Source organism: Agrobacterium sp. P15N1-A (assembly GCF_044626815.1).
Lineage (GTDB): Bacteria > Pseudomonadota > Alphaproteobacteria > Rhizobiales > Rhizobiaceae > Agrobacterium > Agrobacterium leguminum.
On record NZ_JBIUPF010000005.1, the window covers coordinates 253,982 to 274,955 of the forward strand.

The 20,974-nt window shown below is 60.9% G+C and carries 18 protein-coding genes; 13 read left to right on the top strand and 5 right to left on the bottom strand.

What is annotated here, in order from left to right; all coding sequences use genetic code 11:
* Positions 1–65: 65 nt before the first annotated feature.
* The 3 genes from ACIK7D_RS18570 to ACIK7D_RS18580 all read right to left on the bottom strand — a co-directional run bounded on the left by ACIK7D_RS18570 (position 66) and on the right by ACIK7D_RS18580 (position 4,262).
* Positions 66–1,088 carry a LacI family DNA-binding transcriptional regulator gene (locus ACIK7D_RS18570; RefSeq protein WP_400157019.1) on the bottom strand — a complete coding sequence of 341 codons (1,023 nt, stop codon included), beginning with the start codon at positions 1,086–1,088 and terminating at the stop codon, positions 66–68.
* Positions 1,089–1,429: 341 nt separating this feature from the next.
* Complete coding sequence (locus ACIK7D_RS18575) at positions 1,430–3,013, bottom strand: DHA2 family efflux MFS transporter permease subunit (protein ID WP_400157020.1); 1,584 nt, start codon at positions 3,011–3,013, stop codon at positions 1,430–1,432.
* 34 nt (positions 3,014–3,047) lie between these two features.
* Positions 3,048–4,262, bottom strand: coding sequence for an HlyD family secretion protein (locus ACIK7D_RS18580; protein ID WP_127758078.1), 1,215 nt, complete (start codon positions 4,260–4,262; stop codon positions 3,048–3,050).
* 161 nt (positions 4,263–4,423) lie between these two features.
* Here ACIK7D_RS18580 and ACIK7D_RS18585 point away from each other — a divergent pair, with 161 nt between their 5' ends.
* From ACIK7D_RS18585 to ACIK7D_RS18615, 7 genes are all read left to right on the top strand, one after another.
* Positions 4,424–5,110 carry a TetR/AcrR family transcriptional regulator gene (locus tag ACIK7D_RS18585; RefSeq protein WP_080820634.1) on the top strand — a complete coding sequence of 229 codons (687 nt, stop codon included), beginning with the start codon at positions 4,424–4,426 and terminating at the stop codon, positions 5,108–5,110.
* Between the two features lie 264 nt (positions 5,111–5,374).
* The gene (locus ACIK7D_RS18590) at positions 5,375–6,121 is read left to right on the top strand and encodes a TerC family protein (protein WP_400157021.1); all 747 of its coding nucleotides are present in this window, start codon (positions 5,375–5,377) and stop codon (positions 6,119–6,121) included.
* A gap of 174 nt (positions 6,122–6,295) precedes the next feature.
* Complete coding sequence (locus ACIK7D_RS18595) at positions 6,296–6,640, top strand: hypothetical protein (RefSeq protein ID WP_400157022.1); 345 nt, start codon at positions 6,296–6,298, stop codon at positions 6,638–6,640.
* Positions 6,641–6,752: 112 nt separating this feature from the next.
* On the top strand, positions 6,753–8,525 hold the full coding sequence (locus tag ACIK7D_RS18600) for an SLC13 family permease (RefSeq protein WP_400157023.1): 1,773 nt from the start codon (positions 6,753–6,755) through the stop codon (positions 8,523–8,525).
* Between the two features lie 212 nt (positions 8,526–8,737).
* Positions 8,738–10,195, top strand: coding sequence for a glutamate--tRNA ligase (gene gltX, locus ACIK7D_RS18605; protein ID WP_127758081.1), 1,458 nt, complete (start codon positions 8,738–8,740; stop codon positions 10,193–10,195).
* A gap of 251 nt (positions 10,196–10,446) precedes the next feature.
* Positions 10,447–11,946 (top strand): lysine--tRNA ligase, encoded by a 1,500-nt coding sequence (gene lysS / locus ACIK7D_RS18610; RefSeq protein WP_065117072.1) that lies wholly within the window; start codon positions 10,447–10,449, stop codon positions 11,944–11,946.
* Positions 11,947–12,253: 307 nt separating this feature from the next.
* The gene (locus ACIK7D_RS18615; protein WP_400157024.1) at positions 12,254–13,993 is read left to right on the top strand and encodes a patatin-like phospholipase family protein; all 1,740 of its coding nucleotides are present in this window, start codon (positions 12,254–12,256) and stop codon (positions 13,991–13,993) included.
* Between the two features lie 54 nt (positions 13,994–14,047).
* Here the strand turns inward: ACIK7D_RS18615 and ACIK7D_RS18620 are convergent, their stop codons facing one another.
* A complete protein-coding gene (locus ACIK7D_RS18620) occupies positions 14,048–14,950 on the bottom strand; it encodes a hypothetical protein (protein WP_400157125.1) in 903 nt (300 codons plus the stop codon).
* A 314-nt stretch (positions 14,951–15,264) separates the two neighbouring features.
* Here ACIK7D_RS18620 and ACIK7D_RS18625 point away from each other — a divergent pair, with 314 nt between their 5' ends.
* From ACIK7D_RS18625 to ACIK7D_RS18645, 5 genes are all read left to right on the top strand, one after another.
* Complete coding sequence (locus ACIK7D_RS18625; RefSeq protein WP_400157025.1) at positions 15,265–16,155, top strand: metal ABC transporter substrate-binding protein; 891 nt, start codon at positions 15,265–15,267, stop codon at positions 16,153–16,155.
* The gene (locus tag ACIK7D_RS18630; RefSeq protein WP_003523118.1) at positions 16,152–17,060 is read left to right on the top strand and encodes a manganese/iron ABC transporter ATP-binding protein; all 909 of its coding nucleotides are present in this window, start codon (positions 16,152–16,154) and stop codon (positions 17,058–17,060) included. Before ACIK7D_RS18625 ends, ACIK7D_RS18630 begins: the two co-directional genes overlap by 4 nt.
* Positions 17,041–17,901 (top strand): metal ABC transporter permease, encoded by an 861-nt coding sequence (locus tag ACIK7D_RS18635; RefSeq protein ID WP_400157026.1) that lies wholly within the window; start codon positions 17,041–17,043, stop codon positions 17,899–17,901. Before ACIK7D_RS18630 ends, ACIK7D_RS18635 begins: the two co-directional genes overlap by 20 nt.
* Positions 17,898–18,752: a metal ABC transporter permease gene (locus ACIK7D_RS18640; RefSeq protein ID WP_400157027.1), complete on the top strand. Its 855-nt coding sequence runs from the start codon at positions 17,898–17,900 to the stop codon at positions 18,750–18,752. Before ACIK7D_RS18635 ends, ACIK7D_RS18640 begins: the two co-directional genes overlap by 4 nt.
* A gap of 209 nt (positions 18,753–18,961) precedes the next feature.
* Positions 18,962–19,135, top strand: a complete 174-nt coding sequence (locus ACIK7D_RS18645) for a DUF1328 domain-containing protein (protein ID WP_003499086.1) — start codon at positions 18,962–18,964, stop codon at positions 19,133–19,135.
* Between the two features lie 57 nt (positions 19,136–19,192).
* On the opposite strand, the gene ACIK7D_RS18650 is transcribed toward ACIK7D_RS18645, so the two are convergent.
* Positions 19,193–19,924: an SDR family oxidoreductase gene (locus ACIK7D_RS18650; RefSeq protein WP_174024694.1), complete on the bottom strand. Its 732-nt coding sequence runs from the start codon at positions 19,922–19,924 to the stop codon at positions 19,193–19,195.
* Between the two features lie 199 nt (positions 19,925–20,123).
* On the opposite strand from ACIK7D_RS18650, the gene ACIK7D_RS18655 reads away from it, so the two are divergent.
* Positions 20,124–20,897 carry an IclR family transcriptional regulator gene (locus tag ACIK7D_RS18655; protein WP_003523122.1) on the top strand — a complete coding sequence of 258 codons (774 nt, stop codon included), beginning with the start codon at positions 20,124–20,126 and terminating at the stop codon, positions 20,895–20,897.
* The last annotated feature ends 77 nt before the right edge of the window (positions 20,898–20,974 follow it).

Consider the following 20,974-nt stretch of genomic DNA (forward strand, 5'->3'; position numbering starts at 1 on the left):
GTTTTTTAAAAGTCACCGCATTCCGGACGGAAAACCGGCGGCCACTTTTCCTGGAAATGCTCTCATCAGGGAAGATTGTCCCTGAGGAATATGTCGATACGGATACGTTCCTGCGCGGCGATGACGGGCAGGCCGTCGGCCCGCGCCTTCAACACGCGGATGGCGCTGCGCACCTCATGGCCGGCATCCTGGTTGAGCACGGCGTCCAGCAGCCCTTCCCGCAGCGCATTGGCGGTGTTTTCCGTCAGCTCATGGGCGATGACCGAAAGCGCTCTTTCGTCCTCTGCCGCGCCAAGCGCCCGGATGAGGCCGCGATTGCCCGCGCCGAGGCTGTAGATGCCGGAGAGCGCGGCATTGCCGAGCGCCTTGCGCACCAGCGTCTCGACGGTCAGCGGATCGTCCCTGCCCTCCAGCACCGGCAGCAGCCGCAATTGCGGAAATTCGGATTCGATGACGGTACGAAATCCTTCCAGACGTTCGCGATGGTCGCGCACCAGCATGGAGCCGGCGACAACCGCGACATCGCCGCCGCGCCCGGAGAGAAAACGTCCCATCAGGCTCGCCGCCGTGCGCCCGGCCGCGACGTTGTCCACACCGGCATAATGATCCCGCCGCGAACCGGAAAGATCGGACACCAGCGTCACCGTGGCGATGCCGTCTTCGGCCAGCCGGTCGGCGGCTTCGGCCACATCTTCGGAATCGGTGGCGACGAAGGCGACGCCCGAGGGTTTTTCCCGCCGCGCGACTTCCAGAGCCTCCGTCAGTGCCGTGGCATTGAACGGCGGCACCTCGATGACGCGGATCGCCGTGCGCTCCAGATGCGCCCGTGCCGCTGCGGCCCGCACTTCGGCGCGCAGCGTCGCCATGAAGGAATTGTCATTGCCCGGCAGGATGAAGACCAGCGAATAATTGCGGCCCTTGGCCAGATTGGCGGCCGCGATATCGCGCACGTAACCAAGCTCGGCAATGGCCGCCTCTACCCGTGCCCGCGTTGCCGCATGCACGCCGGGGCGCATGTTCAGCACCCGGTCGATGGTGGCGAGACTGACGCCCGCCCGCTCGGCGATATCGTGAACTGTCGGCTTCATGGCTCCTCCCTCCCCTTTGCATATCCAGCTTTGCCGTCGAGGTAAACTGAAAAATGATGTACGTACCTCATATTTCACGGAAAGGCGGTATCGGGTTGGCGGCTCTTCGCGAAACGGTGCCGTGCGTTTCTTCTCCCCGAGGGGGAGAAGGTGGCCCGAAGGGTCGGATGAGGGGGCAACCCAGCGATAGACCGAGAACGCGCCCCCTCATCCCGCTGCCGCGACCTTCTCCCCGGCGGGGAGAAGAAATATGCCGCCCTCGCTCGCTCCATATTCAAAACAAAAAAGGGGCCGTCATTTCCGACGGCCCCAGCTCTGCGGTGGATGGGAGGGGATTCTTGTTAGTGCGCCGCGTCTGGCGGCGGCGCTGCCTTGGGTTTCTGGATCAGCACGGTCATGAAGATCAGGCTCGAGAACAACAGCGTCAGCGCGAAGAACACATCCGCGAAGGCCAATATCCATGCCTGCTGCGAAACCATGCCGACCAGTTTCTTGACGGCGACGGACGCGCCGTCCAGCCCGTAGGAATCGTAGTTGGCGCCGACGCTGTTCAGCCATTCCAGCGCCTGCGGGTTGGAATAGCTTACATGTTCGGCCAGCCGCACATAATGGTCGTCCGTGCGCTGCGACAGCATGGTGTTGATGATGGCAAGACCGACCGCGCCGCCGAGGTTACGGGTAAGGTTGAACAGGCCGGACGCATTGCGGATGCGGGCCGGCGGCAGGGTGCCGAGCGCGATGTTGTTGATCGGCACCATGCACATCATCAGGCCGAAACCGCGCAGGACCTGCGGGATCAGCAGCTCGTAGAAATCCCAGTCAGTCGTCACATGCGTCATGATCCATGTGCCGCAGCCGAAGCTGATGAAGCCAATGGCCATCATCGCCCGCGGATCGAGCTTGGTGGAGACCTTGCCGGCAATCGGCGCGGTGAAGAACATGGCAAGACCGGAGACGAACATGGTCTCCCCGATCATCAGCGCATCGTAACCGCGCACCCGGCCGAGATAGAGCGGGTAAAGATAGGTCAGCCCGTAAAGCCCGATGCCCATGACGAAGGAAAACAGCGAGCCGATGGAGAAGTTGCGGTCGGCGAAGGCGCGGATATCGACGACCGGGAATTCCACCTTGAAGGCGCGCCAGAAGAACACGACCGCGCCGATGACCATGGCGACCGTTCCCATGACGATATGCTCGTCGTTGAACCAGTCCTTGTTGTTGCCCTCTTCCAGCACATATTCCAGCGAGCCGAGGAAGACGGCCATGGAGATCAGCCCCCACCAGTCGAACTTCTTCCAGAGCGACTTTTCCGGCTTGTCGAAATCGATCAGGCTCCAGGTGAGGATGGTGACGATGATGCCGGGGATGATGTTGACGAGGAACAGCCAGTGCCAGGAAAAGGCATTGGAGAGATAACCGCCGACAGTCGGGCCGATGGTGGGCGCAAGCGTGGCGACGAGACCGATGATCGGCGAGACGACCGAACGCTTCGAGGGCGGGAAGATCGTGAAGGCGGCGGCGAAGACGGAGGGGATCATGCCGCCGCCGATAAAGCCCTGGATCGCGCGGTAGACGATCATCTGGTCGATATTGGTGGCTGTGGCGCAGAGCGCGCTCGATATGGTGAAACCGGCCGCGCAGGTGGCGAAGAGCACGCGCGTGGAGAGAATACGCGCCAGCGTGCCCGACAGCGGGATCATGATGACTTCGGCGATCAGATAGGACGTCTGCACCCAGGCGATCTCATCGGAACCCGCGCCGAGACCCGCCTGGATTTCCGCGAGCGACGCGGAGACGATCTGAATGTCGAGGATGGACATGAACATGCCGAAGACCATCGCGAAGAACGCGATGAGCCTGCGCCTGTCCATCGGGGGATCGGCGGGGATGGACGCCCCGCCCGTACCGACAACCGTAGCCGCCATGATCTTGACCTCAACGGCGCATCAGCGATGCGCCTTACTTGGCTTCCGGGTTAACTTGCGCGGTTTTCGTGGTTTCCGGCGCCGTGCGGGTATCGACATCGACAACGACGCTGAGGCCGGCGCGCAGATTGTGCCTGGCGAGGTCTTCCTTCGAGAAGACGATGCGCACCGGCACGCGCTGGATGACCTTGGTGAAGTTGCCGGTCGCATTTTCCGGCGGCAGCATGGAGAAGACCGAGCCCGAGCCGGGCGAGATCGACTGCACCGTGCCTTCGATCGTCGCATCGTCAAAGGCGTCGACATGCACGCGCACCTTCGAACCGGGCACGACGCGGGCGAGCTGCGTTTCCTTGAAATTGGCGTCGATATAAAGCTCGTTCATCGGCACCAGCGAAGCCAGACGCTTGCCCACCGAAACCAGATCGCCGTTCTGAACCGCCAGATTGCCGATGACGCCGTCATAGGGCGCCTTCAGAACCGTGAAGGAAAGATCGCGGGCGGCCTTGTCGCGGGAAAGCTGCAGCGAACGGATCGTGCTTTCGGCTTCCTCGCGCTGGGCGCGCAGGAGTTCCACATTGGCCTTGGCGGAGGAGATGGCGGCATCGCCGGCCACGACATTCGCCCTGGCCTGATCGAGCGCGACCTGCGCATTGTCGGAAGCGGCAACCGTGCCGACATCCTTCGCCTGCAGCTCGCTGGCGCGCTTCTGGGTGATTTCGGCACCGCGAAGGGCGGCATCCAGCGCGCCCTTCTGGGCGACGGCCTGTTCCAGCGAAGCTTCGCCGCCGACGATCTGCGCATCGATGCGCTTCAGCGACAGTTCCTCGGTGCGGATCTGGGCTTCGGCCTGATCGAGCGCGATGCGATAATCGCCATCGTCCAGCGTCACCAGCGGATCGCCCGCCTTGACTTCCTGGTTCTCGACCACGTTCACCTTGGCGACATAGCCCGAAACCTTCGGTGCGATGACGGCGATATCGCCTTCTATATAGGCGTCGTCCGTCGAGACCATGAAGCGGCCGTCGACCCACCAGTTGTAACCGTACCAGCCGGCGCCGGCGAGAAGGGCAACGGCGATGACCGGCAGAAGCTTCGAACGCTTCTTCTGCTTCGGCGCGGCGATGGTCTGGGGCTGCTGCGGCGGCGCGGCCTCGGCCGGCTTTGCCGGAGAGGTCTCGGCCTTGGCGGAGATATCCGCCTCTTCCGCATCGTTGACGGCGCGAACCGCGCTATTCTTCTGGGCCGACATGGGAGCTTACCGTGATAAATTGAAGAAAGTTTTTCGAACTGAACCGTTCGGTTCGATTGACATAATCTCTTTCCTGACACATATCAAGTGTTATCGAACCGATTGGTTCGACGTTCGGTTAATTTTTTTTACGCCATTGCGATGCTAAGAGGCGGGTAGCGATGGCAGGTGAAGACAGGGATATGGAGACGGAAACGGAAACGGGCTGTCCGGGCAATGCCGCCGGGCGTTTTGCGGCGGGTGAAGACCCGGCCAAACGCGAGCAGATTCTGGCGGGCGCCTGGCGTGTGTTCAAGCGCAAGGGTTTCGATGCGGCCAGCATGAACGACATCACGCGTGAAGCGGGCGTTTCCAAGGGCACGATCTATGTCTATTTCTCCAACAAGGAGGATCTGTTCGCGGCGCTGGTCGACCAGCACCGGCAGGAATTCGCCACCTCCATGCGCAATATTCTGGCCGGCACCGAAGAGGTGCGCGACGGGCTGAAACAATTCGGCAAGGCCTTCGCCAACAAGATGATCTGCTCGGACATGGTCCCGGCCATGCGCTCGGTCATCGGCGTCATCGACCGCATGCCGAAGCTGGCGCAGCGCTTCTTCATCGCCGCACCCAACAATGTCCGCACCGTGCTTCAGGATTTCATCGAGCACCATGTCGCGCTCGGCCATCTGAAGGTCGATGACGTGGAACTGGCCGCCCGGCAATATATCGAGCTTTCCACCGGCACCTTCTTCAAGCTGCGCCTGTTCGGTGAGATCGAAGGCCCGGTTCCGGAAGAAGAACTGGACCGGGTGATCGCCAGCGCCATCAAGGTATTCATGGCCGCCTACGGAACCGACAAGGCCTGAGATCATTAGAGTTTTTTCGCTTTTCTCCGAATCGCGAAAACACTCCAGCTCTTTGTTTCGGAGCATTCCCGGACGGAAAACCGAGGGCCACTTTTCCTGGAAATGCACTCGCAACGGCGTGAACGCCAATACGCGGTCTGCGCGAAATTTCGATGAAATCTTGCGCCCCGGAGCCATCAACTCCTTGTTTCTCGCGTATTGCGCTATAAATTCCACCCACCGAATGTTTCGGCTGGCCTTGTTGCTGAAAGGAAAACCTACTTGATGGAGTCCATTCTCCCTCTTCTATCTGACCCCGCCGCCTGGGTGGCGCTCGTCACGCTGATCGTCATGGAGGTCGTGCTCGGCATCGACAACCTGATCTTCATCTCCATCCTCACCAACAAGCTGCCGCCCGAACAGCGCGAAAAAGCCCGCAAGATCGGTATAGGCCTTGCGCTCATCATGCGTCTCGGCCTGCTCGGCACCGTCGCATGGATCGTGCAGCTCACCACGCCGGTCTTCGAACTCTTCGGCCACGCCTTCTCCTGGAAGGACATGATCCTTATCGCCGGCGGTCTTTTCCTGATGTGGAAGGCCACCAAGGAAATCCACCACAATGTCGACCCGGAAGACCACAAGGAAGACATGGTGGGCGGCCCCGTGGGCATTAATTTCGGCGCCGCCATCGGCCAGATCCTGCTGCTCGACCTCGTCTTCTCGGTGGACAGCATCATCACCGCCGTCGGCATGACGCCGCATCTGCCGATCATGATCGTCGCGGTCATCGTGGCCGTCACCGTCATGCTGCTGGCCGCAACGCCACTCGCCAACTTCATCGAGCGCAACCCCACCATCGTCATGCTGGCGCTCGCCTTCCTGATGATGATCGGCACGACGCTGATCGCCGAAGGCATGGGCTTCCATGTTCCGAAGGGCTACGTCTATGCCGCCATGGCATTCTCTGCGCTGGTGGAACTGCTCAACATGCTGGCCCGCAATGCGAGGCGAAAGAAAAAACAGCCGCAGTGACGGCTGCAACGACTGGCAGGGCCCGCCGCATGCGGGCCTTGCGCTGCCAAGACCGGACAAAGCGGGGTCGACATCCCGCACCGCCCGGGAGGGGAAGAGAACATGGCTTTCGTCATCAAAGCGGAAATCTCAAATCCCGACGCGGAAACCTTCGCATTCGCCGCGCAAAAAACCATGTATGGCGGCAAGACAATAAGGGAAGGCGACACCGTTTTTCTGTTTGCCAGTGAAAATGAGGGCGGGCATGGCCTCATCGCGCGCGGCACGGTGACAAGCGCCCAAGCCGTTGCCCGCAAACCCGGCATCGCGCGACAGACACCCCGGGTCGATCTCACCATAAAACGAACCGAAACCGCTCTGCGCCCGCTCGGTCGTGCGGAACTGCGCGACTTCCGTGACTGGGACGACGGGCAGCCCGGGACCGAACTCAATTTCAAGCTTTACCGCCAGGCGACAGACAAGATCGTCGGCATCTCTGACCGGGCAGCAGATTATATCGACACTTTTTTCATGCAATGAAACGATATGCGCCTGCGGGAGGAACTCCCGTTGCGCACTTGCGTTGATGGATACGTTCCTTACAAAAAAGCATATACGATTCCATCCCCGCATGCGAAAGTAACCCGCCCAGATGACGACAGACCAGATCCTCGCCTTCACCGTCATCGCCGGCATGATGGTCGCGTTCATCTGGGACAGGCTGCGTTACGATGTCGTCGCCTGCAGTGCGCTGCTCGTGGCCGTCGCGCTCGGCGTCGTGCCTTTCGAAAAAGCTTTTTCCGGTTTTTCGGACGATATCGTCATCATCGTCGGCAGCGCGCTGGTGGTCAGTTCGGCGGTGGCGCGGTCGGGCATCGTCGATATGACGATCAAGAAATATTTCCCCGAAATGCATTCCAAGAGCCTGCAGCTGGCCTTCCTGATGATCGTCGTCGCCGTCATGTCGGCCTTCATCAAGAATATCGGCGCGCTCGCCATCATGATGCCGGTCGCCTTCCAGTTCGCCCGCAAATCCGGCAGCCCGGTCTCCTATTATCTGATGCCCATGGCCTTCGCCGCCCTGCTGGGCGGTCTGATGACGCAGATCGGCACCTCGCCCAACATCGTCGTCTCGCGGCTGCGCGAGGAGATGACGGGACAGAGTTTTTCGATGTTCGACTTCACCCCCGTCGGCGCGGGGCTGACCGTCATCGGCATCATCTTCCTGACCTTCGGTTACCGGCTGCTGCCGGTGCGCAACCGCCAGCAGGCATCGGTGGAGGATATTCTCGACCAGTCCGCCTATACCGCTGAAGCCACCCTGCCCGCCGACAGCACCCATGCGGAGAAGCCGCTGCGCGAATTGCTGAAACAGGCCGACGGCGATGTGATCGCCAGCACCATCCTGCGCGGCCCCCGGCGCATCTCCCCCTTCCCCGATGTGACGCTGAAGGCGGGTGACACGATTCTTCTCGAAGGCAGCCCGGAGGGGCTGGACCGCATCGTCTCGCAGGCGAAGCTTCTGCTTTCCGGCAAGCCGCTGATGGAAAACGGCCAAAAAACCGTCGATCTCATTTCCATGGAAGCGGTCATCAGCAATGAATCGGTGCTGAGCGGCATTTCCGCGCGTGAGCTTTCGCTCTCCTATACGCGCGGCGTCAATCTGATCGCCGTCAGCCGGCGCGGCCAGCGCGTCAGCCAGCGGCTCTCCGAGCTGACATTGCAGGCGGGCGACGTCATTCTTCTGCAGGGCAGCCGCAAGAACCTGCCGCAGGTATTGCAGGAATTTTCGCTCTTGCCGCTGGCGCAGCGGGAAATCCTGCTGGGCGTGCAGCGCCGCGCGCTTCTGCCCGTCATCGTGCTCGCCGCCGCCATGATCGCCGCCGGCAGCGGGCTGGTGCCGGTCTCCGTCGCCTTTTTCGCCGCCGCCTTCATGATGATCGTCGTCGGCGCAATACCGCTCACCGAGGTCTATAAATCCATCGACGGGCCGATCCTCGTCATGCTCGCCGCCCTCATTCCCGTCAGCGACAGCCTACGCACCAGCGGGGCGAGCGAACTGATCGCCGCCTGGCTTGGCCATGCCGCACAGGGATTGCCGCCTTTTGCGGCGCTCGGCATGATCCTGCTCACCGCCATGGCAGTGACGCCCTTTCTCAACAGTGCCGCCACCGTGCTGGTCATGGCCCCCATCGCCGCCGGTTTCGCCACCACGCTCGGTTTCCGGCCGGAGGCCTTCCTGATGGCGGTGGCGATCGGCGCGGGCTGCGATTTCCTCACCCCCATCGGCCACCAGTGCAACACGCTGGTCATGGGTCCGGGCGGTTATCGCTTCAGCGACTATCCGCGCCTTGGCCTGCCGCTGTCGATCATGATCGTCATCGCCAGCATTCCCATGCTGCTTTACGTCTGGCCAGTGAACTAGGACTCTCAGCTGGGACGCTGAACCAGCGCGGGCTTCGTATTTCCTTGACGCCTGCGGCAGAATATGGCCTAAGCCGAGACCGAACGGGAATGTGCAAAAGGCGCTTTCATTGCGTCTTCCAACATGATTTCCTGCCGCATCCAAACGAAAACATCGTGACAGACGGGTGAAACCGCCCCGATGTCACTGCCACGTCACGACGAGTGAATTTCATGACCACTTCCGGCGTTCGCGTCCGCATCGCACCTTCCCCCACCGGCGAGCCGCATGTCGGCACCGCCTATATCGCGCTGTTCAACTATCTCTTCGCCAAGAAACACGGCGGCGAGTTCATCCTGCGCATCGAGGATACCGACGCCACCCGCTCGACCCTCGAATATGAGCAGAAAGTGCTGGAAGCCCTGCGCTGGACCGGCCTCACCTGGTCGGAAGGCCCGGATGTCGGCGGCCCTTACGGTCCCTATCGCCAGTCCGAGCGCAAGGCCATGTACTGGCCCTATGCCGAAGAGCTTCTGGAAAAAGGCCATGCCTTCCGCTGTTTCTGCACGCCCGAGCGGCTGGAAGAAATGCGCGAAGCCCAGCGCGCCGCCGGCAAGCCGCCGAAATATGATGGCCACTGCCTTAACCTCAAGGCCGAGGAAGTCACCGCCCGCGTCGCCGCCGGCGAGCCCAACGTCGTGCGCATGAAAATCCCGACCGAAGGTTCGTGCGATTTCCATGACGGCGTTTATGGCGATGTCTCGATCCCCTGGGATTCGGTCGACATGCAGGTGCTGATCAAGGCCGACGGCATGCCGACCTATCACATGGCCAACGTCATCGACGACCATCTGATGAAGATCACCCATGTGGCGCGCGGCGAAGAGTGGCTGGCATCCGTGCCCAAGCACATTCTGCTTTACCGTTATTTCGGCTGGGACCAGCCGGTGTTCATGCATCTCTCGCTGATGCGTAACGCCGACAAGTCGAAGCTTTCCAAGCGCAAGAACCCGACCTCGATCTCCTATTATTCCGCGCTGGGTTACCTGCCGGAAGCGCTGATGAACTTCCTTGGCCTGTTCTTCATCCAGATCGCCGAAGGCGAAGAACTTCTGACCATGGAAGAACTGGCGGCGAAGTTCGATCCGGAAGCGCTGTCCAAGGCCGGCGCCATCTTCGACATCCAGAAGCTGGACTGGCTGAACGGCCGCTGGCTGCGCGAAAAGCTTTCGCCGGAGGAGTTCATTGCCCGCACGCTGGAATGGGCGATGGAAAATGCCCGCCTGACCGAAGGGCTGAAGCTTGCCCAGAGCCGCATTTCGAGACTCGGCGAGTTGCCGAACCTTGCCGGCTTCCTGCTGGCAAGCGATGTCGGCCTGACGCCGGCCTCCTTTGCCGGGCTGAAGAGCAAACCGGAGGAAATCCACGAGATCCTCACCACGGTTGCCGCCGACCTCGAGAAGATGCCGGACTGGAACGTGGAAGCGATCGAGGCCGAGCTGCGCGATGTTGCCGAACGCACCGGCAAGAAGCTGCGCGTCGTGACGCCGCCGCTCTTCGTGGCCATGTCCGGTTCCTCGCGCTCGCTGCCGCTGTTTGACTCGATGGCGCTGCTTGGCCGCTCCGTGGTGCGCCAGCGGCTGAAGATGGCGATTGCCGTTGTGGCCACGATGGTGGGCAGCGGAAGCTGATGATGACGTGCTGGCGGTGACGGCAGCACACTGAAATATACCCCTCTGCTCGGGGTACCCCCCTCTGCCCTGCCGGGCATCTCCCCCTCAAGGGGGGAGATCAGGTGCCGCACCCGCTCGCTCCATGGGCACGGTGCCCGCCGCTTGTCGATCTCCCCCCTTTGAGGGGGAGATGTCCGGCAGGACAGAGGGGGGTAAGCCCGGAGCGCACAGGGTAACCGCAACGAACAAGCCCGCTGAAGGCGAATACGATGAACGACAAGACGACCGAAACCACCGCCCTCTCCTCCGACGCGACAGAAGTGCGCCGCCAGAAACTTGCGCTGCTGCGCGAACAGATCGGCGATGTCTATCCGGCGCATTTCCACCGCACGCTGACCAATGCCGAGCTCGCGGAAAAATACGCCGATATCGAAGCCGACGTCGAAACCGGCGATACGGTGACGGTGGCCGGCCGCGTTTATTCCTCGCGCAATTCCGGCATGTTCATGGATATTCATGACGCCTCGGGCAAGGTGCAGATCTTCTCCCACAAGGATACGACACCGGAAGCGGCGCGTAACCTTTTGCCGATGATCGATATCGGCGACATCATCGGCGTGACCGGCAAGGTACGCCGTACCAAGCGCGGCGAGCTGACGATCAACGCCGAAGAAATCACCATGCTGACGAAGTCGCTGCTGCCGATGCCGGAAAAGTGGCACGGCGTCTCCGACATCGAGCTGCGTTACCGCAAGCGCCACCTCGATATCCTCTCCAACGAGGAATCCAAGCTACGCTTCCTGCAGCGCTCGAAGATTCTTTCCGGCATCCGCCGCTTCATGGAGGCCGAAGGCTTCCTCGAGGTGGAAACGCCAATGCTGCAGACCATCTATGGCGGCGCGACGGCCGATCCGTTCAAGACCTTCCACAACACGCTGAAGATGGACATGTATCTGCGCATCGCGCCGGAACTGTTCCTGAAGCGCACGCTGGTTTCGGGCCTGACCGACAAGGTCTTCGAAATCAACCGCAACTTCCGCAACGAAGGCGTTTCCACAAGGCACAATCCTGAATTCACCATGATGGAGTGCTACTGGGCCTATGCCGACTACGAAGACATCATGGGTCTCGTGGAGCGGCTGTTCGAGACGCTGGCGATTGCCCTGCACGGCACGACCGAAGTTGAATTCCAGGGCCAAACGATTTCCTTCAAGGGCCCGTTCAAGCGCGTGCCGATGCCTGACGCGGTGAAGGAAGCGACCGGTATCGATTTCCTTGGCCTCAAGACCGACGAAGAAGCCCGCGCTGCCGCCAAGGCCGCCGGTTTTGCCGTCGAGAAGGACTGGACCTGGGGCGAATGCCTTGCCTTCATCTTTGAAGAAAAGGTCGAAGGCACGCTGATCCAGCCGAGCCATGTGACGCATTTCCCGAAGGACATTTCGCCCTTCGCCAAGGAAGTGCCGGGCGAACCGCGCCTCGTCGAGCGTTTCGAAAGCTATTGCAACGCCTGGGAAGTGGGTAACGCCTTCTCCGAACTCAACGATCCGGAAGAACAGCGCCGCCGCATGGTGGAGCAACTGGAGCAGGCGCATGCCCGCGGTGAAAAGGACAAGCAGCTGGACGACGAGTTCCTCGACGCCATCGACCAGGGCATGCCGCCCGCCGGCGGCCTCGGCATCGGCGTCGATCGCCTGATCATGCTTCTGACCAACGCCCCGTCGATCCGCGACGTCATCCTCTTCCCGGCCCGCCGTAACAAGGCGGACTGATCGGACGAAACCCGGGGCGGCCTCGCGGCCGCCTTCCACTCCCCGATTTTCTCGCTAGTGGCGAAGGGGAGTATTTTCTTGACGTCGGGGAGTGTGACGAGGTTTCGCCCCGTTTGTCTGTCGGTTTTCCTCTCCATAGATAGACGCTCGCAAGTAATTATCCGGCTTTCAGCGAACGGATCGCGTCAGTTTATTTAACTTTCAGTAGAATATACTGGCGATATCGCCTCAACTTGTGATACCCATTCTCCATCATTCGCATTGTGTTTGACGGCTTTCGATCAGGAGGCCGCCGGGGGAGATACGCATGCCCGAGAATGAGCTTCCCAGATACCAGCCCGATATGTTCGCCGCACCTGAAAAGGAATGCGACGTGGTGATGAAAGGCGGCATCACCTCCGGTGTCGTTTATCCCTATGCGGTTCTGGAACTGGCGCGCCGGTATCGCTTCCGCTCGATAGGCGGCACATCGGCCGGGGCGATTGCCGCCGCCTTTGCGGCGGCGGCGGAATATTCCCGCACGGTCAGAAACGATCCGGATGGTTTCACCCGCCTGCAGGCTCATTGCGACACGATACCTACTATTCTGGACAGGCTTTTCCAGCCGCAGCGCCGTTTTCGCCCGCTGATGCGTTACCTGCTGTGGGCGCAGGCCGGCGGCTGGCCGGGCAAGGTTTTGGGCCTGCTTCTGGCTTTTCCGCTGGCAGCCATAGTTGGCATTGTCATCGGCGCAGGCGCCCTGTGGGTTCTGGGCGGCGGTTGGGCCGGGTCGGTTCTCGGTGGGCTGGTGGGAATGCTGGCCGGCATCCTCGGCCAGATCCTGTGGCTGGTTTTCTACCGGTTGCCAAGGGACGGCTTCGGTTTCTGCTCGGGACTGACGGTTTCCGATGCCGAGGTTCCGGGCCTCACGGAATGGCTTCATGCATCGATCCAGGACATCGCTTTCGGCAGCGACGCCGCAACCGCGTCACCGCTGACCTTCGGCGACCTCATCGGCGCGGAGCCGGAGAAGCCGGTCATCAACCTGAAGATGGTCACGACGAACCTGTCGATGCGGCGGCCGCACACGCTTCCGACCACCAGTCTCATGGTGGCTTACGACCCGACGGAATGGAGCCAGCTCTTTCCCGCGGCCGTGATGAACTGGCTGAAGCAGATCGCAACACCGGGCGGCCCCTTTCCCGAACTCAAGGCTTTTCCCGAGCCCGCCCAGTTGCCGGTCATCATTGCAACGCGCATGAGCCTGAGCTTTCCGGTGCTGTTCAAGGCCATTCCGGCCTATACCAACGATCGCGGCACGCTGGATATCGTGCAGCGTCTCGGTGGCAAAGCGCGGCCCGTCATGAAGGCGAAAATCTGGTTCTCCGATGGCGGCATCAGCAGCAACTTCCCCATTCATCTTTTCGATGCCCTGCTTCCGTCGCGTCCCACTTTCGCGCTTAGCCTCGATGAATTGCCGAAATCCATCGCAAGTAGCGGCAAGCGCGTCACGATCCCGCAGGCGGCGGGCGAAGGGATCGGCGTGCCCGTTCACAAGATGGAAAAAATGAGCGGCTTTCTCGGCAGCATCCTCAGCTCGGCGAAGGACTGGCAGGATCAGTCGCTCGCCACCATGCCGGGCCAGAGAGAACGCATCGCCCGCGTTTTCCTCAACGAGGAGGAAGGCGGGCTGAACCTCACCATGCCGCCGGAACGCTCTGCGAAGCTGATGAGCTACGGCCTCGAGGTCGGATCGCTCTTCGCCAATGGCGCGCTGGATTTCGACGAGCATCGCTGGCGACGGACGCTCGTTGCCTACGATCGGCTGGAAGACACGGTGTTTGCGACCGAGCGCCTGTGGAACGAAGGCAAATATCAAGACTGGCTGACGGGCTATATCGACAAGATCGAGAGCTACGAAGCGGTGACAAAGGGTGATCGGGAAAAGCTGATCGCCCGCATTGCCGCCTTTGCCGCCCTGTCGCAGAGTTTCTCTCCGGCAATCGTCAACAAACGGAAGAAATTTCCAAATCCGGCTGGCCGCCTGCGGATCGGGCCGGATATCTGACACGTCAGATGCGAGCCCCGGAAGGATTCGGGGAGAGAAACCGCCCTCGCCCGCTTAGTGGCTCGCGGCCTTTTTCTCTGCGCCGGGTTCTCCCGCCGGCGCATTTTCGGCCGCCGGCTTTTCTTCCGCCGCCTGTGCGGTCGTCGAGCCTTTGCCGAAGATCAGCGATTTCAGATAAGACAGGCTGAAGATGCTGCCGCCATCGACTTCCGGCGTCGAGGTCAGAAGTTCGTCGGCAACCGGTTCGCCATGCGCTTCGGGAGACGGGGTTTCGCCATGGGCAGCGCCGCCTTCGTTGGCTTCCGCCGGCGCGCCGCCGTGGCCGCCCGCGCCGTCATCTTTGGTTTCGCCGTGTCCCGTCGCACTTTTCGCGGGCTTTGCTTCATGGCCTTCAGAACCGGCATCCAGAGCCGGGGTGGCGCAATCGGCCGAATCGCTGAGGCTTGCCGCCAGCGCCTCGGCATCTTCCAGCGGCAGATCGATGCGCAGGCCGTAAAACTGGCCGCTGGCATTGGCGGCGCCATCATAATAAAAGGCCGAATAACGATGGGCATCCGCGCCTTCGGGAATTTTTGCCGGATCGGGAATGAAAACCACCTGTGCGGCAATCGCACGGCCACGCATTTCCGAGCGCAACTGCGGACCGTTTTTATCGAGCACGGAGACCTGAACCAGATCGGGTTTCTGCTTGTCGTAGACCGCCCTTGCCACACGAAGCGCAGTCTTCAGCCGCTCTGTGCCGTCACCGCCCTGGGTGCGAATGAATTTGCGGACCCATAAGGAACCGTTCTTGCGGATATTGACCGTCTGGACCGCGTCGCAGGAAAGCCCGTTGGTGGAGGCATAGGATGGGCCGAGCAGCCGCTCGCTGCCGATAAACACGGCAGCAGAGCCGGTCGCACCCGCCAAAAGCAGGATCCCGCCTCCAATCATAACGAGCTTGCGCGAAAACCGCATTCGTCCGAATACAGCTTTCACCCGCAACATCCTGACATCAAGTACCCCGCCTCTCGCCCTCACCCCAATACGTGGCTCGAAGGATGAGGAACACACGCGGGACAAGCTTCGGACCACGCTGTCCGAGCCTTGCGATAGTGCCGCTTTCTCATTGAAAAAAGTTTAATCCCGCCGGCGCAACACCGGCAAAAACGCGCCATTTTCGGACATTTGCAAAACGCGCTAATTTGCGAATGATTTGCAATAGCGTTGACAAGCGTGATTTTATAACAGATGGTATTGCGAATTAATCGCAACAAAATCTGGTGAGCCCCGTGAACTTCCATAAAATCCGCCACGCCATTTTCGCTTTTTCGCTTTTTCTTCCCGGCGTCGCCCTTGCTCAGGAAAAGCCGACCGTCGTGACGACCTTCACCATCATCGCCGACATGGCGCGCAATGTGGCGGGCGATGCGGCCGAAGTGGAAAGCATTACCAAGCCGGGCGCTGAAATTCACAACTACCAGCCGACGCCGCGCGATATTCTGAAAGCCCGCAAGGCCGATCTCGTGCTTCGCAATGGCCTCAATCTGGAATTGTGGTTCGAAAAGTTCCTGGCCAACCTCTCCGGCGTGCCGAGCGTGACGGTGAGCGAAGGCGTGGAGCCCATGGCGATCAGCGGCGGCGCCTATCAGGGCAAACCCAATCCGCACGCCTGGATGTCGCCCGATAACGCCTTGATCTACGTGGAAAATATCCGCAAGGGCCTGACCGATATCGACCCCGCCCATGCCGATGTCTATGCCGCCAATGCCAAGGCCTATTCGGACAAGATCAGAGCCACAGTACAGCCGATCCGCGACACGCTTTCTGTTCTGCCTGAAAACAAGCGCTGGTTGGTAACGAGCGAAGGCGCGTTTTCTTATCTCGCTCGCGATTTCGGCCTGAAGGAACTGTTCCTGTGGCCGGTCAATGCCGACAGCCAGGGCACGCCGCAGCAGGTGCGTGGCGTGATCGACGCCATGCGCGAGCACAATATCCAGGTCATCTTCAGCGAAAGCACGGTTTCCGCCGATCCCGCCCAGCAGGTGGCCAAGGAAACCGGCGCGGCCTATGGCGGCATCCTTTATGTGGACTCGCTGAGCGAGGCGGACGGCCCGGTTCCGACCTATCTGGACCTTTTGCGCGTGACCAGCGAAACCATCGCCAAGGGGCTGTCTTCATGAGAATGGGCAGTAAAAAATCAGGCGGCGGCCTGACGGTTCAAAATGCGACAGTGACCTATCGAAACGGCCACACCGCATTAAGAAATGCCAGCTTTTCCATCCCCCGCGGAACGATCACTGCACTTGTCGGCGTCAATGGCGCCGGCAAGTCCACGATTTTCAAGGCGATCATGGGTTTCGTGCCGCTGGCGGCCGGTTCCGTCTCCATTTTCGACCTGCCGGTGAAGGAAGCGCTCCGGAAAAACCTCGTCGCTTATGTGCCGCAGGCCGAGGAGGTGGACTGGAGCTTTCCGGTGCTGGTGGAGGATGTGGTGATGATGGGCCGCTACGGCCACATGAATTTCCTGCGCATCCCCTCGAAACGCGACCATCACATGGTCGAAGAGGCGCTGAAACGTGTCAATATGCTGGACTATCGCAAGCGCCAGATCGGCGAACTCTCCGGCGGGCAGAAGAAGCGGGTGTTTCTGGCCCGCGCGCTGGCGCAGGAGGGTCAGGTGATCCTGCTGGACGAGCCTTTCACCGGTGTCGACGTGACGACGGAAGAGCAGATCGTCGCACTTTTGAAGGCGCTGCGCGACGAGGGACGCGTGATGCTGGTCTCCACCCATAATCTCGGCAGCGTGCCGGAATTCTGTGACCGCGCCGTCTTCGTCAAGGGCACGGTACTGGCATCGGGCAAGACGGCGGATACCTTCAACGAGGAGAACCTGCAAAAAGCCTTCGGCGGCAGCCTGCGCCATTTCGTGCTTGGTGGGGCAGACCTGCATAACGACGCCGATCCGCGCCGGGTGAAGGTCATTACCGATGACGAGCGGCCTTTCGTGATCTACGGCAAGAATGGCCAGAACGGGCGCGATCCTGAGGCTCCGAAAGAAAAAGTCGATGATAAACAGCCTTCTTGAGCCCTTCACTTACGGTTACATGCTGAACGCCATCTGGGTCAGCGCACTGGTGGGCGGCGTCTGCGGCTTTCTCTCGGCCTATCTGATGCTGAAGGGCTGGTCGCTGATCGGCGATGCGCTTTCCCACGCCATCGTTCCCGGTGTGGCCGGCGCCTATATGCTGGGCCTGCCCTTTTCGCTCGGCGCATTCCTTTCCGGCGGGCTTGCGGCCGGTTCCATGCTGTTCCTGAACCAGAAGACGCGGCTGAAGGAAGACGCGATCATCGGGCTGATCTTCACCTCGTTTTTCGGGCTTGGCCTTTTCATGGTCTCGCTCTCGCCCACCTCGGTCAATATCCAGACCATCGTGCTCGGCAATATTCTGGCGATCACCGCCGAAGACACCATCCAGCTGGCGCTGATCGGCGGTATCAGCCTGCTGGTACTGGCGCTGAAATGGCGCGACTTCATGGTGGTGTTCTTCGATGAAAATCACGCCCGCACCGTGGGGCTGAAGCCGGAAGTGCTGAAAGTGATCTTCTTCACCCTGCTTGCCGCTTCCACGGTTGCCGCCCTTCAGACCGTCGGGGCCTTCCTTGTCGTCGCCATGGTGGTGACGCCGGGCGCCACCGCCTATCTGCTGACGGACCGTTTCGAGCGGCTGATCCTGATGAGCCTTATCATCGGCGCGGTCACCAGCTTCGTCGGCGCTTATCTCAGCTATTTCCTCGATGGAGCGACCGGCGGCGTCATCGTCGTGCTGCAAACGGCGATCTTCCTTGCTGCCTTCGTTTTCGCGCCCAAGCACGGCCTGCTTGCTTCCCGCGCCAAGGCCCGCAAGGCGCTGGAGGAAACGCCATGAGCGAATATCTCGAACTCGCCATCCTGCCGTTTCAGCTGCCCTTCATGCAATATGCCTTCGTGATCACGCTGATGATCGCGGTGCCGATGGCGATGCTCTCCTGTCTTCTGGTGCTGAAGGGCTGGTCGCTGATGGGCGATGCGGTTTCGCACGCCGTGCTGCCCGGTGTGGTGGTGGCCTATATCGTCAACATCCCGCTTTCCATCGGCGCTTTCATCGCCGGCATGATCTGCGCGCTCGGCACCGGTTTCATCAAGGAAAACAGCCGCATCAAGGAAGATACGGTGCTCGGCATCGTCTTTTCCGGCATGTTCGGGCTGGGGCTGGTGCTTTACGTGAAGGTGCAGAGCGATGTGCATCTCGACCACATCCTCTTCGGCGACATGCTGGGCATTGCGCCGTCGGACATGCTGGAGACGGGCCTGATCGCGCTGTTCGCCACGCTGTTTCTCGGTATCCTGCGCAAGGATCTGCTGGTCAACGCTTTCGACGCGCAGCATGCGAAAGCCATCGGCCTGCCGGTGCGTATCCTGCATTATGGCCTGCTGATGGTTCTGTCGCTCACCGTCGTCGGGGCGCTGAAAGCGGTGGGCATCATCCTCTCGGTCGCCATGCTGGTCGCGCCGGGCGCAATCGCCTTCCTGCTGACCCGGCGTTTTTCCGCCATGCTGCTGGTGGCCATTGCGGTGGCGGTCGCCTCGTCGCTCTCGGGCATATGGCTGAGCTTCCTCATCGACAGCGCACCGGCTCCCACCATCGTCATGTTCATGAGCCTTGCTTTCGTCGCCACCTTCATCCGCACCATCTGGAATGCCCGCCGGATCGATGCGGCGCGTGAAACAGGCTTCTAGAGCATTTCCACGAAAAGTGGCCCCGATTTTCCGTCCGGAAATGCGCCAAAACAAAGAGTTGGAGTGTTTTTGCAATTCGAAGAAAAGCGAAAACACTCTAAAACAACGATTTTTGCGGGCGTATGGAACATTTTCGCCTTTTGCGCGTCATTTTACCGAGCCTGTCGCGGGGCGGCGAGCTCGGCAAATTACGCAAAAGGGGAAGCGCCATGCTGAAGTGGGCTCTTATTTTCTTTGTTATTTCTTTGATCGCAGGCGTATTCGGCTTCACCGGCATTTCCGCGGCGGCGGCGGGCGTGGCCCGAATCCTGTTCTTCATCGCCGTGGTGATCTTCCTGGTCTTCCTCGTGCTTGCACTGATGGCCGGAAGCGCCGTCGTCTGAATGAAAAAGGCGACCGGTTTTCACGCCGGTCGCCTCTCCTTTCTCCCTTAAAAAGATTCAGCCCGTCCAACCGCCGTCAATGACGTGAATCTGGCCGGTGGTGAAACCTGCCTCATCCGAAGCGAGATAGGTGACGAGTGCTGCGATTTCGTCCGGCGTGGCGATGCGGCCCATCGGCTGGCGGGCGATGAAATCGGCCAGCGCCTGTTCGTAATTGCCGGTGGCGCGCAGGCGGTCATGCAGGGACGGGCTATCGACCGTGCCGGGGCAGATGGCGTTGCAGCGAATGCCCCTGGTGACGAAATCGGCGGCGATGGCCTTGGTCAGACCCACCACGGCCGCCTTGGAGGCGGTATAGGCGAAACGGTTCGGCACGCCCTTCACACTGGAAGCGACGGAGGACATGTTGACGATTGCGCCCTTGCCCTTTTCCAGCATGCCGGGCAGAAAGGCGCGGCAGGTGCGGTACATGGCCTTGGCGTTGAGATCGAAGGAGAAATCCCAGTCCTTCTCTTCGCATTCGAGGATGGTGCCGGAATGAACGAAGCCGGCGCAGTTGAACAGTACATCCGCATGGCCGATATCGGCGGCGAAATCCTTGACGCCATCGCCATCCAGCACGTTCAGAACCCGGGTTTCCGCACCTTTCAGCGTCGAAAGCGCCTGCTCGTTGATATCGGTGGCGATGACGCGCGCGCCGAGCGAGACGAACCGCTCCGCCGCCGCCCGGCCGATACCCTGACCGGCGGCGGTGATCACCACTGTCCGGCCGTTAAAATCCTGCACCATGAATAGCCTCCCGCTATAGCGCGCCCGCCCATCAGGGTTTAGGTCGCTGAATTTCGATGATCTCAAATATGGATCGACAATTCATATGTAAACGCGGTATTCATATGGCGTCAAGCAAACTTGCGTGGATGGCGGCTCTCGGGCAACCATATTTTCAGGCTGCCCACCCGGCGACCGCGCAAAACACCATCGAGGCCAGATGACCGACGACGACAGCGAAAGATATCGCGCTCCCGCCCTCGACAAGGGTCTGGACATTCTCGAACTTCTGGCCCGCACCGATGGCGGGCTGACGCAGATCGAGATCGCCAAGTCTATCGGCAAAAGCCCGAACGAGCTTTATCGCATGCTGGACCGGCTGGTGCGCCGCGGCTATGTGCAGCGGCTTGACGGAGACCGTTTCTCATTGACGCTGAAGATGTTCGGGCTGGCGCATTTCCACGCGCCGATCCGCCGGCTGGTCTCCTTTGCCGCACCGGTTATGCGCGATTTTTCCGCGAGCGCCGAGCAGGCCTGTCATCTGGCGGTTTATGATCGCGGCAGCGTCGTCGTCATCGCCCAACAGGAATCGTCCACCTATTGGGCCATGTCCATGCGGGTCGGCGCGCAGATGAGCCTGTTCCACACCGGCTCCGGCCATGTGCTTCTGGCCTTCCAGACCGAGGCGCAGCGCCAGATCATGATAACCGAACAGGTGCGCGGCAGCGGCGAAACCGTGCCGCCGGACCTTGCCGGGCGGCTGGCGGAGGTGCGCAAAAACGGTTTTGAATCCATGGACAGCCTTCAGACCGCCGGCGTGCGCAATATTTCCGCACCGGTGCTGACGCTCGACGGCACGGCGCTTGCCGTCATCACCTGCCCCTATATCACGCCGCTCGGCGGCAAGGCCCCGACACGCGAGGCCTGTGAAGCGCTGATCCGCGAGGCGGCAAAGCGGATTTCCGAAGTGGCGACGGGAAACGGAAATTCCTGAGACGCACAAAAAAACGCGACCGGCAGGGACCCGATCGCGTTTTGAGTGACTGGAGATTTATATCTCTTAAACGCGGG

Coding starts and splice junctions, on each gene's coding strand:
- ACIK7D_RS18580 (WP_127758078.1), bottom strand. CDS start 4,262: ATGTCGGCCCAGAAGAATAGCGCGGTTCGCGCCGTCAACGATGCGGAA.
- ACIK7D_RS18590 (WP_400157021.1), top strand. CDS start 5,375: ATGGAGTCCATTCTCCCTCTTCTATCTGACCCCGCCGCCTGGGTGGCG.
- gltX (WP_127758081.1), top strand. CDS start 8,738: ATGACCACTTCCGGCGTTCGCGTCCGCATCGCACCTTCCCCCACCGGC.
- ACIK7D_RS18655 (WP_003523122.1), top strand. CDS start 20,124: ATGACCGACGACGACAGCGAAAGATATCGCGCTCCCGCCCTCGACAAG.
- ACIK7D_RS18640 (WP_400157027.1), top strand. CDS start 17,898: ATGAGCGAATATCTCGAACTCGCCATCCTGCCGTTTCAGCTGCCCTTC.
- ACIK7D_RS18645 (WP_003499086.1), top strand. CDS start 18,962: ATGCTGAAGTGGGCTCTTATTTTCTTTGTTATTTCTTTGATCGCAGGC.
- ACIK7D_RS18630 (WP_003523118.1), top strand. CDS start 16,152: ATGAGAATGGGCAGTAAAAAATCAGGCGGCGGCCTGACGGTTCAAAAT.
- ACIK7D_RS18585 (WP_080820634.1), top strand. CDS start 4,424: ATGGCAGGTGAAGACAGGGATATGGAGACGGAAACGGAAACGGGCTGT.
- ACIK7D_RS18635 (WP_400157026.1), top strand. CDS start 17,041: ATGATAAACAGCCTTCTTGAGCCCTTCACTTACGGTTACATGCTGAAC.
- lysS (WP_065117072.1), top strand. CDS start 10,447: ATGAACGACAAGACGACCGAAACCACCGCCCTCTCCTCCGACGCGACA.
- ACIK7D_RS18620 (WP_400157125.1), bottom strand. CDS start 14,950: ATGCGGTTTTCGCGCAAGCTCGTTATGATTGGAGGCGGGATCCTGCTT.
- ACIK7D_RS18570 (WP_400157019.1), bottom strand. CDS start 1,088: ATGAAGCCGACAGTTCACGATATCGCCGAGCGGGCGGGCGTCAGTCTC.
- ACIK7D_RS18595 (WP_400157022.1), top strand. CDS start 6,296: ATGTATGGCGGCAAGACAATAAGGGAAGGCGACACCGTTTTTCTGTTT.
- ACIK7D_RS18650 (WP_174024694.1), bottom strand. CDS start 19,924: ATGGTGCAGGATTTTAACGGCCGGACAGTGGTGATCACCGCCGCCGGT.
- ACIK7D_RS18600 (WP_400157023.1), top strand. CDS start 6,753: ATGACGACAGACCAGATCCTCGCCTTCACCGTCATCGCCGGCATGATG.
- ACIK7D_RS18615 (WP_400157024.1), top strand. CDS start 12,254: ATGCCCGAGAATGAGCTTCCCAGATACCAGCCCGATATGTTCGCCGCA.
- ACIK7D_RS18575 (WP_400157020.1), bottom strand. CDS start 3,013: ATGGCGGCTACGGTTGTCGGTACGGGCGGGGCGTCCATCCCCGCCGAT.